At 64.2% G+C, this 12,522-nt stretch carries 14 protein-coding genes; 7 read left to right on the forward strand and 7 right to left on the reverse strand.

Annotation, left to right across the window (positions count from 1 at the left end):
* Positions 1 to 62 precede the first annotated feature (62 nt).
* Complete coding sequence (locus tag QX034_RS15130) at positions 63 to 473, reverse strand: RidA family protein (protein WP_316196071.1); 411 nt, start codon at positions 471 to 473, stop codon at positions 63 to 65.
* Between the two features lie 886 nt (positions 474 to 1,359).
* Here QX034_RS15130 and thrC point away from each other — a divergent pair.
* From thrC to QX034_RS15150, 4 genes are all read left to right on the forward strand, one after another.
* The gene (gene thrC, locus QX034_RS15135; protein ID WP_315701782.1) at positions 1,360 to 2,775 is read left to right on the forward strand and encodes a threonine synthase; all 1,416 of its coding nucleotides are present in this window, start codon (positions 1,360 to 1,362) and stop codon (positions 2,773 to 2,775) included.
* Positions 2,775 to 4,064: a pitrilysin family protein gene (locus tag QX034_RS15140; RefSeq protein WP_315701781.1), complete on the forward strand. Its 1,290-nt coding sequence runs from the start codon at positions 2,775 to 2,777 to the stop codon at positions 4,062 to 4,064. Before thrC ends, QX034_RS15140 begins: the two co-directional genes overlap by 1 nt.
* A 91-nt stretch (positions 4,065 to 4,155) precedes the next feature.
* Positions 4,156 to 4,743: a GNAT family protein gene (locus QX034_RS15145; protein ID WP_315701780.1), complete on the forward strand. Its 588-nt coding sequence runs from the start codon at positions 4,156 to 4,158 to the stop codon at positions 4,741 to 4,743.
* 135 nt (positions 4,744 to 4,878) lie between these two features.
* Entirely contained in the window at positions 4,879 to 5,535 is a 657-nt protein-coding gene (locus QX034_RS15150; protein ID WP_315701779.1) for a hypothetical protein, read from the forward strand.
* Between the two features lie 133 nt (positions 5,536 to 5,668).
* On the opposite strand, the gene QX034_RS15155 is transcribed toward QX034_RS15150, so the two are convergent.
* The 5 genes from QX034_RS15155 to QX034_RS15175 all read right to left on the reverse strand — a co-directional run bounded on the left by QX034_RS15155 (position 5,669) and on the right by QX034_RS15175 (position 8,219).
* Complete coding sequence (locus tag QX034_RS15155; protein WP_315701778.1) at positions 5,669 to 6,160, reverse strand: ATP F0F1 synthase subunit B; 492 nt, start codon at positions 6,158 to 6,160, stop codon at positions 5,669 to 5,671.
* On the reverse strand, positions 6,160 to 6,729 hold the full coding sequence (locus QX034_RS15160; protein ID WP_315701777.1) for a F0F1 ATP synthase subunit B': 570 nt from the start codon (positions 6,727 to 6,729) through the stop codon (positions 6,160 to 6,162). The genes QX034_RS15155 and QX034_RS15160 overlap by 1 nt, the downstream gene beginning before the upstream one ends.
* Before the next feature lie 28 nt (positions 6,730 to 6,757).
* Positions 6,758 to 6,985: a F0F1 ATP synthase subunit C gene (locus tag QX034_RS15165; RefSeq protein ID WP_006615622.1), complete on the reverse strand. Its 228-nt coding sequence runs from the start codon at positions 6,983 to 6,985 to the stop codon at positions 6,758 to 6,760.
* A gap of 40 nt (positions 6,986 to 7,025) precedes the next feature.
* Positions 7,026 to 7,769 (reverse strand): F0F1 ATP synthase subunit A, encoded by a 744-nt coding sequence (locus QX034_RS15170; protein WP_315701776.1) that lies wholly within the window; start codon positions 7,767 to 7,769, stop codon positions 7,026 to 7,028.
* Between the two features lie 72 nt (positions 7,770 to 7,841).
* Positions 7,842 to 8,219, reverse strand: a complete 378-nt coding sequence (locus QX034_RS15175; protein ID WP_315701775.1) for an AtpZ/AtpI family protein — start codon at positions 8,217 to 8,219, stop codon at positions 7,842 to 7,844.
* Positions 8,220 to 8,617: 398 nt separating this feature from the next.
* Here QX034_RS15175 and QX034_RS15180 point away from each other — a divergent pair, with 398 nt between their 5' ends.
* Positions 8,618 to 9,205: a hypothetical protein gene (locus QX034_RS15180; RefSeq protein WP_315701774.1), complete on the forward strand. Its 588-nt coding sequence runs from the start codon at positions 8,618 to 8,620 to the stop codon at positions 9,203 to 9,205.
* A gap of 34 nt (positions 9,206 to 9,239) precedes the next feature.
* On the forward strand, positions 9,240 to 9,707 hold the full coding sequence (locus QX034_RS15185) for a secondary thiamine-phosphate synthase enzyme YjbQ (RefSeq protein ID WP_315701773.1): 468 nt from the start codon (positions 9,240 to 9,242) through the stop codon (positions 9,705 to 9,707).
* Between the two features lie 90 nt (positions 9,708 to 9,797).
* On the opposite strand, the gene QX034_RS15190 is transcribed toward QX034_RS15185, so the two are convergent.
* The gene (locus QX034_RS15190; protein ID WP_315701772.1) at positions 9,798 to 11,423 is read right to left on the reverse strand and encodes an MFS transporter; all 1,626 of its coding nucleotides are present in this window, start codon (positions 11,421 to 11,423) and stop codon (positions 9,798 to 9,800) included.
* 393 nt (positions 11,424 to 11,816) lie between these two features.
* On the opposite strand from QX034_RS15190, the gene QX034_RS15195 reads away from it, so the two are divergent.
* Positions 11,817 to 12,491, forward strand: a complete 675-nt coding sequence (locus QX034_RS15195) for a response regulator transcription factor (protein WP_315701771.1) — start codon at positions 11,817 to 11,819, stop codon at positions 12,489 to 12,491.
* Positions 12,492 to 12,522: the final 31 nt, after the last annotated feature.

Here is a 12,522-nt window from a genome sequence, read left to right on the forward strand (position 1 = left end):
GTCCGCCAGGCGCTCGATTGATAGCAGAGCGATGAAGACAGATCGCTCTCGCCGCGCCTATGCTACGCCACTGTGTTGCGGTCGATGCGCTCTGGAGCGACAGCAATCGCTTCGATCTCGATCACGAATTCCGGTCGCACTAGGCCGGCGACCACGATCAGCGTGGTCGTGGGCGGCGTCCCCGGAAATTGCCGGTCGCGCGATCGCCTGTAGCCCTGCATGTGCTCACGCCCTGTCACATAGACGCTAAGGCGGACAACATCCGACATCGTCATCCCGTCTTCGGCCAGGATCGCCGCAATGTTTGCGAAGCAGATGTCGGCCTGCGCTTCGCTGTCCTCCGGAATGCTCTCGTCGACAGCGATACCGAGTTGCCCGGCAGTGATGACCAGCCGGTTCCCGGCCGGCACGGCGATGCCATGGCTATAGTTTGCCAAAGGTGGTCGAATCGAGGACGGAGACAGTGCTCGCATGACCGCTTCTCGATTGGAGGTGCGTGATTTCACCAATGCTATGTGAGGTCGCGACATGTGGTCAATAAGATGCCGCCTTCGGCAGGACTGGTTTGCCCGTCGCGCAGTCTCTGCGCTGGTTTGGAGCGGAGCGGGGCTCCGAGCCGTAAACATCACCTGCGCGGAAAAGCCAAATTCGTTCGTCGCTTCAAGCTGATCATCCCTGTCCAGTCCTTTTGCGAAAAATATATCTCTTTCGTTTTTTCAGAATTTGATGTTTCCTGCTCATGTCCCGCCTCGATGAGAGGGACGCTTCGCGATCGTCACGAGCGTTGGGTGTGGGATGCGGTGGCCGTGTCGGGTTGCAGCGCGCACTTCGCGAGCGGACGAACAACCTCGATACGGACGGCGAAGTCGTGTGGTCCTGGCGCCTCGGTGCTGGCGCTCAGCGCAACGTTTGCGCGTTGTCGCGACGCGATGATGCTTCGCATCACGCGGACGGGGGCAAGAATGCCGATCCCCGGGGAGATCACGTATAAGCCGTAAGCCCATCGTGCAGGGAGGGCCGGGATGTTTCGGCTGAACCTGTGGTGACTGCCGCCTGCTTTCTTTGATGCAGGCGGGCCATGGGGGCGGCCAGCTCCCGGCCTTCCCTGCGCCCTCTATCCAGAGAGCGCGGACGATCGCCAGGACCCGGACGCAGATGCGCCGCGGGGCGGCGAAGGTGCGCCCCGATGGAACCTGGATGACGCGCGGCACCCGTCGCAGCGATGCCGGACTGTGACAACAACCGGTTTCCCGACGCAGGCAAAACCATTATGGTGCCGGACCGTGTTGCCGCCGGACAGATTACGATGCTTAATTATATCAATGGTTTACGGCGGCCGATGCGGGTCTGGAGAACGGTTTGACGCGCTATTTGTCCACGCGGGGCGAGGCCCCCGTGCTTTCCTTCTGTGATGTGATGCTGACCGGGCTTGCCCGGGACGGTGGCCTGTACGTACCGGAAACCTGGCCGCAGCTTTCGCCCGACACCATCGCCGCCTTCTTCGGCCGGCCCTATTGGGAGGTCGCCGTCGAGGTCATCAAGCCGTTCGTCGCCGGCGAGATCTCGGATGCCGAGCTGGGGCGGATGGCCAACGAAGCCTATGCCTCCTTCCGCCATCCGGCCGTGGTGCCGCTCGATCAGGTCGCCCCGCACCAGTTCGTGCTGGAGCTGTTCCATGGGCCGACGCTCGCCTTCAAGGACGTGGCGATGCAGCTGATCTCGCGGCTGATGGACCACGTGCTGGCCAAGCGCGGCGAACGCACGACCATCGTGGTCGCCACCTCCGGCGATACTGGCGGTGCGGCGGTCGAAGCTTTTGCCGGCCGCGACAATGCCGATTTGATCGTACTGTTCCCGCACGGCCGCATCTCCGAGGTGCAGCGTCGGATGATGACGACGGCGGGCGCGGCCAACGTGCATGCGCTCGCGATCGAGGGCAATTTCGATGATTGCCAGGCGATCGTGAAGGGCCTGTTCAATCACCACAGCTTCCGCGACCAGGTGGCGCTGTCCGGCGTCAATTCGATCAACTGGGCGCGCGTGGTGGCGCAGGTGGTCTATTACTTCACCTCGGCGGTCGCGATCGGCGCGCCGGGTCGCGCGGTCGATTTCACCGTGCCGACCGGCAATTTCGGCGACATCTTTGCCGGCTACGTCGCCAAGCGCATGGGCTTGCCGATCCGCACGCTCCGCATCGCCGCCAATGTCAACGACATCCTGGCGCGCACCTTGAAGACCGGCATCTACGAGGTGCGCGAGGTGCATGCGACCACCTCGCCCTCGATGGACATCCAGGTCTCCTCGAATTTCGAGCGGCTCCTGTTCGAGGCCTCCGGCCGCGATGCGGCCGCGGTGCGGCGGCTGATGGAGAGCCTGAAGCAGTCCGGCCGCTTCGTGCTGCCGGATGCGATGCTGGCGGCGATCCGTACCGATTTCGACGCCGGCCGCGCCGACGAGACCGAGACCGCGGCTGCGATCCGCGCCGCTTTCCGCGAGGCCGGCGATCTGGTCGATCCGCACACCGCCGTGGCGCTCGCGGTCGCCGACCGCGACGGCACCGATACTTCGGTGCCGAACATCGTGTTGTCGACCGCGCACCCGGCGAAATTCCCTGATGCCGTGGAGACGGCCTGCGGCGTGCGCCCGCATCTGCCGGTCTGGCTCGAAGGACTAATGACCAGGCACGAGGATGTCAGGGTGATGCGCAACGATCAGGCCGAGGTCGAAAAATTCATCCTTTCGGTCAGCCGTGCGGCGAAACAGGGAGTTCATTGATGGGCGTCGAAGTCACCAAGCTCCCGACCGGCCTCACTGTCGTCACCGACACGATGCCGCATCTGGAGACCGCCGCGCTCGGCGTCTGGGCCGGCGTCGGCGGCCGAGACGAGAAGCCGGACGAGCACGGCATCTCGCATCTGCTCGAGCACATGGCGTTCAAGGGCACCACGACGCGGAGCGCGCGTGAGATCGTCGAGGCGATCGAGGCGGTCGGCGGCGATCTCAACGCGGGTACGTCGACCGAGACCACGGCCTATTATGCGCGGGTGATGAAGGCCGACGTGCCGCTCGCCCTCGACGTGCTCTCCGACATCCTCGCCAATCCGTCTTTCGTGCCCGAGGAGCTGGAGCGGGAAAAGAACGTGATCGTGCAGGAGATCGGCGCGGCGCAGGATACGCCCGACGACGTCGTGTTCGAGCATCTGAACGAGCTGTGCTATCCCGACCAGCCGATGGGCCGCTCGCTGCTCGGCACTGCGAAGACCCTGAAGACGTTCGATCGCGACAAGCTACGCAACTATCTGGCGACGCATTATCACGGGCCCGACATGGTGGTGGCGGCAGCCGGCGCGGTCGATCACAAGCAGGTGGTCGAGGAGGTGGCGCAGCGCTTTGCGGGCTTCAACGGCGCGCCGGCGCCGCAGCCGCAGCCGGCGAACTTCGGCCAGGGTGGCTCGCGCGTGGTGCATCGCGATCTCGAGCAGGCGCATCTGACACTGGCGCTCGAAGGCGTGCCGCAGAACGACCCGTCGCTGTTCTCCTTGCAGGTGTTCACCAACATCCTCGGCGGCGGCATGTCGTCACGCCTGTTCCAGGAAGTGCGCGAGAATCGCGGCCTCTGCTATTCCGTCTATACTTTCCACGCGCCCTATACCGACACCGGCTTCTTCGGTCTCTACACCGGCACGGATCCACACGATGCGCCGGAGATGATGGAGGTCGTGATCGACATCATCGGCGATGCGGTGGAAACCCTGACCGACGCCGAGGTTGCGCGGGCGAAGGCGCAGATGAAGGCCGGGCTGCTGATGGCGCTGGAAAGCTGCAGCTCCCGTGCCGAGCAGCTGGCGCGTCATATTTTGGCCTATGGCCGGCCGCAGACCCTGCAGGAAATGGTGCAGAAGATCGATGCGGTCAGCGTCGAGAGCACGCGGGATGCGGCGCGGGCGCTGCTGGCGCGCAGCCGGCCGGCGGTGGTCGCGCTCGGCAGCGGCAGGGGTCTGGACACGGCGGTCAGTTTCGCGGAAGGTCTGAGCGGGTCGAAGTCGAAGGCTCAGCTACATTGATGCAGCTCATTGCTGTCGTCATGGCGTCGTCGCGTGATGATGCGGATTGCTGAGCCGATTCGGCGAAGACAGAGCAGGGGGAACATCAGAGGTGGCCCTGTTTCGTTTGCCATCCAACGGGCCTACCGCGCTCGCCCCGCGCGGCGGCGGGCTGCTACTGCGCGCGCCGCAGATGGCCGACTATGCGCAATGGGCGCATTTGCGCGACATCAGCCGCGACTATCTGACGCCATGGGAGCCGATCTGGCCGTCCGACGATCTCACCCGCTCCGGCTTCCGGCGGCGCCTGCGGCGCTATGCCGAGGACATCGCCGCCGACCGCTCCTACCCGTTCATGGCATTCCGGGAGGGGGATGGCGCCATGATCGGCGGCATCACCCTCGCCAATGTGCGACGGGGTATCGTGCAGGCTGGCACCATCGGTTACTGGATGGGCCAGCCCTATGCGGGCCGGGGCTACATGACGGCGGCGCTGCGGCTGCTGTTGCCGACGCTGTTCGGCGAGCTCAATCTGCACCGGGTCGAAGCCGCCTGCATCCCCACCAATACGCCCTCGATCCGGGTGCTGGAGAAATGCGGCTTCACCCGCGAGGGACTGGCGCGGCGCTATCTCTGCATCAACGGGGTCTGGCAGGACCATTTCCTCTACGGCCTGCTGAACGAGGATTTTCGCGGGTAGGGCGGCGCCTGTATTCGGTTGCGGGCGAGAGACGGCCGCTGAATTTTGCTAAGAAGCAGGTGCCTTGGCTTCGCCGCGATCGCGCTGTTAAAGCGAGACGCGGTGGCCGGGCATTGATGAAGCCAGGGACATCAGATGAATGACTTCCGTGTGATCAGGTTGGCAACGCTAGCCGCGGCGTTGGCGTTGGGAACGGCCGCTTTGGCCCCGCCGGCCGCCGCGCAATCGCTGACCGACCGGTTCAAGAGCCTGTTTGGCGGCGGTTCCGACGACAAGCCTGCCGAGCAGCAGAACGCGCCCGTCTCCGCAGGCCCGCAGGCCGATCCGACGGAGGGGCTGAGCTGCCCGCCCGTCACAGTCCGGTCCGGCGCTTCGACCTATGCGGTGGCTGCACCCGGCAAGCAGGCTGTTGGCAACGACGTGCGCTTCCAGGCCACCATCACCAAGATGGCTCGCGAGTGTGCGCTCAACGGCAACGAGATCACGGCCAAGATAGGCATCCAGGGCCGCGTCATTGCCGGCGCGGCCGGCGCGCCGCCCACCGTGGAAATCCCGATGCGCATCGCAGTGGTCGAGGGCGGCGTCGGCGAGAAGGTGATTGCGACCAAGGCCTATCGCACCACGGTGCAGATGACCGAAGACGGCAGCGTGCCGTTCAGCCTGGTGGCGGAGGACATGGTCTATCCGGTGCCGCCGCCGGGCAGCAATCCCGACAACTACGTCTTCTATATCGGCTTCGATCCCCAGGCCCTTGCGCCCGAGCCGAAGTCCCGCGGCAAGAAGAAGCGGTAGGCAAGGCCAGCGGCCAACGGGAATCCCGCCGTGACCGGGCCACCTGCCGACCCGACAACCCGACAAAAAAAGCCGGCGCGATCATCTCGCGCCGGCTTTCGAAGTGATGATACTGACGGCGGGTGAGGCCCGGTCAGTTCAGCTTTTGACGGACTTCGGTGATGCCCTTGGCGATCAAGCCGTCGGCGAGGTCGCCCTTGACCGATTGCGAGAGCACGGTGGTTGCGGCCTGGACCGCGGCGTCCGCTGCGGCTGCGCGGACGTCCGCCAGCGCCTGGGCCTCGGCGAGGGCGATCTTGCTCTCGGCGGCCTTGGTGCGGCGGGCGACGAAGTCTTCCATCTTGGCCTTGGCGTCCGCGGCGATGCGCTCGGCTTCCGCCTTGGCGCTGGTCACGATCTCTTCGGCCTCGCGTTCGGCGCTGGCGCGGCGGGTCTTGTACTCGCTGAGCACCTTCGCCGCCTCTTCCTTGAGGCGCTTGGCCTCGTTCAGCTCGGACTTGATCCGCTCGGCACGATGGTCGAGCGCGGTCAGCATCATGCGGTGGACGCCGAGATAGGCGAACAGCCCCATCAGGATGACGAAGGCGATCGCGACCCAGGTTTCGGGATCGGCAAGCAGGTGCATCAGGCCGCTCCCTTCAACGAGGCATCCACGGCTGCCTGGACGGACTTGCCGTCGGCGGCTTTGCCGGTCAGTTGTTGCACGATCGCGCCCGCCGCATCTGCGGCGATGCCGCGGACGTTGCTCATCGCGGACGTGCGGGTCGCCGCAATGGATTTTTCGGCGGCTTCGAGCTTGGCCGCAAGACTGTCTTCCAGGCTCTTGCGTTCGGCTTCGGAACTGGCCGCAAGCTTCTCGCGAGTCTCGGTTCCGATCGCCTGGGCGCGGGCCCGGGCTGCCGCGAGTTCGCCTTCATACGCTTTCAGCGCGACTTCCGACTCGTTCTTCAGCCGCTGTGCTTCGGCGAAATCGCTATCGATCGCCTTTTGGCGGGCGTCGATGACGCCGCCCACCTTCGGCAGCGCCAGACGTGACACGATCACGTACAGCGCGACGAAGGCGATCAGCAGCGAAACGAGCTGTGAGGGGAAGGTTTCCTTCTGGAACGGAGGGAAACCTCGCCCGCCCTCGGCCTCGGTATGTGCCGTCGTGCCGTGGGCAGCCTCTTGGGGCCCGCCATGACTTTCAGCCACGGGCTTCTCCTGTCCGGCTCAGGCCGTCTTAGACGGCGTACAGCAGGAGCAGCGCGATCAGCAGCGAGAAGATGCCGAGCGCTTCGGTCACCGCGAAGCCGAAGATCAGGTTGCCGAACTGGCCCTGGGCCGCGGACGGATTGCGCAGCGCCGCCGAGAGGTAGTTGCCGAAGATGATGCCGATGCCGGCGCCCGCGCCACCCATGCCGATGCAGGCAATGCCTGCGCCAATGTACTTCGCTGCAACCGGATCCATGAAACGAACTCCTTTGAGGGGTTTGGTGAGACGGGCCGGATCAGTGGCCCGGATGGATAGCATCGTTGAGATAGATGCAGGTGAGGATGGTGAAGACGTAAGCCTGCAGGAACGCGACCATCAGTTCGAGCGCGGTCAGCGCCACCGTGAGCCCGAGCGGCAGCAGCGCGCCGACCTTGCCGACGGTGCCGAGCGTGCCGAGCATGATCACGAAGCTTGCGAACACCTTCAGCGTCACGTGGCCGGCCAGCATGTTGGCGAACAGACGGACGCTGTGCGAGATCGGGCGGGAAAAGAAGGAGATGATTTCGATCAGCACCACCAGCGGCAGGATCACCACCGGAATGCCGGACGGCACGAACAGCTTAAAGAACTTCAGGCCGTTCTTGTAGAAGCCGTAGAGGATGACCGTCAGGAACACCAGGATCGCCAGCGCGAAGGTGACGATGATGTGGCTGGAGACGGTGAAGGTGTAGGGAATGATGCCGACGATGTTCGAGACGAAGATGAACATGAACAGCGAGAACACCAGCGGGAAGAACTTCATGCCTTCGCTGCCGGCACTGGTTCTGATGGTGTTCGCGACGAATTCGTAGGACAGCTCGACCACGGACTGGAAGCGCCCCGGCACCAGCTGACGGCCTGCGCCCATCATCATGATCGCGATGATCGCGACCGCGAGCAGCATGTAGCCGGTCGAATTGGTGAAGGCGATCTCGTGATTGCCGATATGGCCGATCGTGAAGATCTTGTTGAGGTCGAATTGTTCGATCGGATCGATCATCCGCGTGGCGTCTCATTGTTCACCGGCCACGCCGGCGCCTTGGGCAATTCGTTCGACGGCATCCGCATGCCCTCATCGGCGGGTTCGGTCCGGAGCCACGCCTGCAGATCTCACCACGTTCAACACGCCGGCGGCGAAGCCGAGCAGGAAAAACACGATAAATCCGAAGGGCGATGTCGACAGCAACCGGTCGAAGCCCCAGCCGAGCACCGCACCGACAATGACGCCGGCGATCAACTCGGAAGACAATCGGAGACCTCGTGCCATCGCCGAAGCCCTGGCCGCGGAGTCCCCGCTTCCATCTCCCGGTTGGTCAGTCCCGACCTTGCGGTTGTCGCGAAATTCGGACAACCGCCGATCCAGACTTCCGAGCCTTGCGGAAAGCGCAACCTCATCAGGCGACTTGTCGCGATCCCCCTGTCCGCCGTTCTCGTTCGTGCCTTCCGCCATGATGTGGAGACCCGATCAAGCTGCCGCGGGTGTTCAGGAATTGCGCCCCATCGCCCTTTAAAGCCGCGCGGACCATACTGACCGCATCCCCCCAAGTCAAGATTGCGTGTGGAAGTGTTAGCTCCCTGATTTTGCTTAATTTCTCAGTCTGTCGCCAGATCGGTCGGCGGGTGTCACCGCGCCGCATCAACAGCCTTTCCGCACCGCGTGCGCGAGTTCGCCGCGCATCGGCCGGCCCGAGGCGCGTGTTGATTTCTCTCCGCCCTGACCCTACCTCGATGGAGCAGGAAAGTCGGGCGCGACGCCGTGACGCGGCAGTTTCTTGGGACAACGCGGCCCCGACAAAATTTCCGCGCTTGGGCACGTTATCCGGGCCGCTCCATTTGGCGGAGTTCAGCATGAGCCTTATGACGTCGTCTCTGCGTAACCTCACAGCGTCCTCGGTCGCCGCCGTCTGTTTGTTCGGACCCTTGTGCTTGTTCGGATCCTTGGCCGAGGCCGAGGAGGTGGCGTCCGATAGCGAGAACGGCCGCTATACGATGTCGACCACGGCCGACGGCGTGATCCGGCTCGATACGCGGACCGGCGGGATCGCGACCTGCAACAACAGCGCGGGCACCGGCTGGGCCTGCTACGCGGTGCCTGACGAGCGCGCGGCGATGGACGCCGAGATCGGTCGTCTTCAGGCCGAGAACGAGAAGCTGAAGGCGCAACTCGCCGCGCGTGATCAGACCGTCACCGGCAAGATCGACGAGCCGTTGCCGAAGGATCAGGCGCTGCCGAAGTCCGATCAGTTGAAGAGGGCCGAGCCGAAACCGGGAGCGAGTACACCCGATCCCAGATCCGCCGACGGATCGCGCAAGCTCGAGATTCCGCTCCCCAGCGACCAGGACATGGATCGGGCGATGACATTCCTGGAACAGGCTTGGCGGCGGCTGATCGACATGGCGATGCGGGTGCAGAAGGACGTGTCGGGCAGGATCTGAGGGCGCCTCGTCCGAACCCATCGAGGAGCTGTCGATGTCCATCAGATCATTGTCCCGCGGCGCGTCCTCGACTGCCACCGTGAACACGGTCGCGACCTCGTTGCTGACAGCTCAGACCCCGGGTCGAGGCTTCGTCGATCTCACGTCCAAGGTCGCCGCATTCCTTCGTGACGCCGGCGCCAAAGAAGGCGCGGTGACTGTGTTCGTCCGTCACACCTCGGCGTCCCTGACGATCCAGGAGAATGCCGACCCGTCGGTGCTGCAGGATCTCACCACGGCATTGTCGCGGCTAGCGCCGGAAAATGCCGGCTGGATCCATGACACCGAAGGCCCGGATGACATGCCGGCTCACATCAAGACGATGCTGAGCGGAACTTCGCTGCAGATTCCGGTCGTGAGCGGCGAGATGCTGCTCGGCACCTGGCAGGCCATCTATCTGATCGAGCATCGCAGCCGGCCGCACACTCGAGAGGTCGTGCTGCAGTTCATCGGCGCATCCTGATCCGCCACCCGCAAACAGAACGGCCGCGGATCCGATCCGCGGCCGTCTGTGTCAGTACAGGGCGGGCGGCACTCCTGCCGCGCGCGAAGGTCAGGTCGACTGGATGTCGACGTCCTTGGTTTCCGGCAGGAAGATGAAGCCGACCACCGCCGTGATCAGTGCGAACACGATCGGATACCAGAGGCCGGCATAGATATCGCCGGTCGAGGCGACGATCGCGAACGCGGTCGCGGGCAGGAGGCCGCCGAACCAGCCGTTGCCGATGTGATAGGGCAACGACATCGAGGTGTAGCGGATCCTGGTCGGGAACAGTTCGACCAGCATCGCCGCGATCGGGCCGTAGACCATCGTCACGAAGATCACGAGGATCAAGAGCAGCCCGATGATCGCGGCCACCTGCGGACGGAAGATGTCGAACGGATGCGCCATCTTCACGATCGCCGGATTGCCCGCCTTCGGATAGCCGGCCTCCGCAATCGCGGCGGTCAGCGCCGGGTTGCCGCTCTTGGCGTCGGCGTAGGGTACTTCCTTGCCGTTGAACGTCACCTTCACGCCGGAGCCCGCCGGGCCGGGAACGGTCGCGTATTTGACCGACGACTGGGCGAGGAAGGCGCGGGCGGTGTCGCAGGGCGCGGTGAAGACGCGGGTGCCGACCGGGTTGAACAGGTCACCGCAGCCGGCCGGATCCGCCACCACTTCCACCTTGGTCGCTTCGATCGCCTTCTCCAGCGCCGGGTTGGCGTTGGTGGTGATCAACTTGAAGATCGGGAAGAAGGTGAGTGCCGCGATCAGGCAACCGCCCATGATGATCGGCTTGCGGCCGATCTTGTCGGAGAGGATGCCGAACACCAGGAAGAAGCCGGTGCCGAGCAGGAGCGACCAGGCGATCAGGAGGTTGGCGGTATAGCCATCGACCTTCAGGATCGATTGCAGGAAGAACAGTGCGTAGAACTGGCCAGTGTACCAGACGACGCCCTGGCCCATGGTGCCGCCGATCAGAGCGAGCAGCACGATCTTGGCATTGCTCCAGTTGGCGAAGGCTTCCGTCAGCGGCGCCTTCGAGCTCTTGCCCTCATCCTTCATCTTCTGGAACACCGGCGACTCGTTGAGGCGCAGACGGATCCAGACGGAGACGCCGAGCAACAGCACCGAAACCAGGAACGGGACGCGCCAGGCCCATTGCGTGAACGCCTCTTCACCGGTCAGCGTGCGCGTGAAGAGAATCACCAGCAGCGACAGGAACAGACCGAGCGTCGCGGTGGTCTGGATGAACGACGTGTAATAGCCGCGCTTGTCGTGCGGCGCGTGCTCGGCGACATAGGTCGCGGCTCCACCATATTCACCGCCGAGGGCGAGCCCCTGCGCCAGACGCAGTGCGATCAGGATCACGGGCGCAGCAAAACCGATCGTCGCGGCATTCGGTAGCAGGCCGACGATGAAGGTCGACAGGCCCATGATGAGGATGGTGACGAGGAAGGTGTATTTGCGGCCGACGATGTCGCCGATGCGGCCGAACACGATGGCGCCGAACGGGCGGACCAGGAAGCCGGCGGCGAAAGCGAGCAGCGCGAAGATGTCGCGTGTAGCCGGTGGGTAGGCGCTGAAGAACTGGGCGCCGATGATCGTGGCCAGTGACCCGTAGAGATAAAAGTCATACCACTCGAAGACAGTGCCGAGGGACGACGCTAAAATGACAAAGCGCTCGTCGCTCGTCATCCCTCCCGATCTCGCTTGTGTGGCTACCATTGTCGACATTGGCATTCTCTCCCCAGAGTGTTGCTTACTTTCGCTTCGCCCGGACCGATTGCGATCGCGTGCGAAGGGCATTGGCGCCCTAAGTAACATTGCAGTGAAACCAGCCCCAATACGACTTTCGGCCCTGACCGGCTTGAGGTGGGGAGAAATGGCGCGCGGTGCTCAATTCGCGGCGGGCGTGCCCCGCGACGGATGCTGCGTTGCACAAGCAGGAGATTAACTGCTTTCACTGCAAGTGGAATTGCCTACTTGCATGCGACCACCGGTCGGGTGTGTATTCCAAGTGACAGCTTGCGACAGGTCCTGACCGGCTCATCGCCAGCCCCCGAGAGCTTTGTAAGATTATTTCCAAGTATGGTGGCTGCCAGCACCCATCTCGTCATCGCCGATGATCACCCGCTGTTTCGCAACGCGTTGCGACAGGCGGTCGCGAGCGTCGTGAGCGACGCCGTCGTCGACGAGGCCGGCTCGTTCGAGGATCTGACCGCTCTTCTCGAGCGGGATTCCGAGATCGACCTCATCCTGCTCGATCTGATGATGCCGGGCGTCTCCGGTTTCTCGGGCCTCATCTATCTGCGCGCGCAATATCCGGCGATTCCGGTAGTGATCGTGTCGGCCACCGACGACGGCGGCACGATCCGCCGCTCGCTGGACTTCGGCGCCTCCGGCTTCATCCCCAAGCGGTTCGGGGTCGACCCGTTGCGCGATGCGATCGTCAAAGTGCTGGCGGGCGATGTCTGGGTGCCGCCCGACACCGACCTGTCGGCGGCCGCCGACCCCGAGATGAGCAAACTGCGCGACCGCCTGGTGACGTTGACGCCGCAGCAGGTCCGGGTCCTCATGATGCTGTCGCAGGGGCTGCTCAACAAGCAAATCGCTTACGAGCTCGGCGTCTCCGAAGCCACGATCAAGGCGCACGTGTCGGCCATCCTGCAGAAGCTCGGTGTCGAAAGCCGCACCCAGGCCGTGATCGCCGCGGCCAAGATCGCAGGCTCCGCCTGGCGGCAGGAGACGCCGACGGGGAAGTGATCCTTGCTCGCAAGACGCGGATACGGTGAGG

The sequence above is a fragment of the Bradyrhizobium sp. SZCCHNR3119 genome (genome assembly GCF_032487775.1).
Lineage (GTDB): Bacteria > Pseudomonadota > Alphaproteobacteria > Rhizobiales > Xanthobacteraceae > Bradyrhizobium.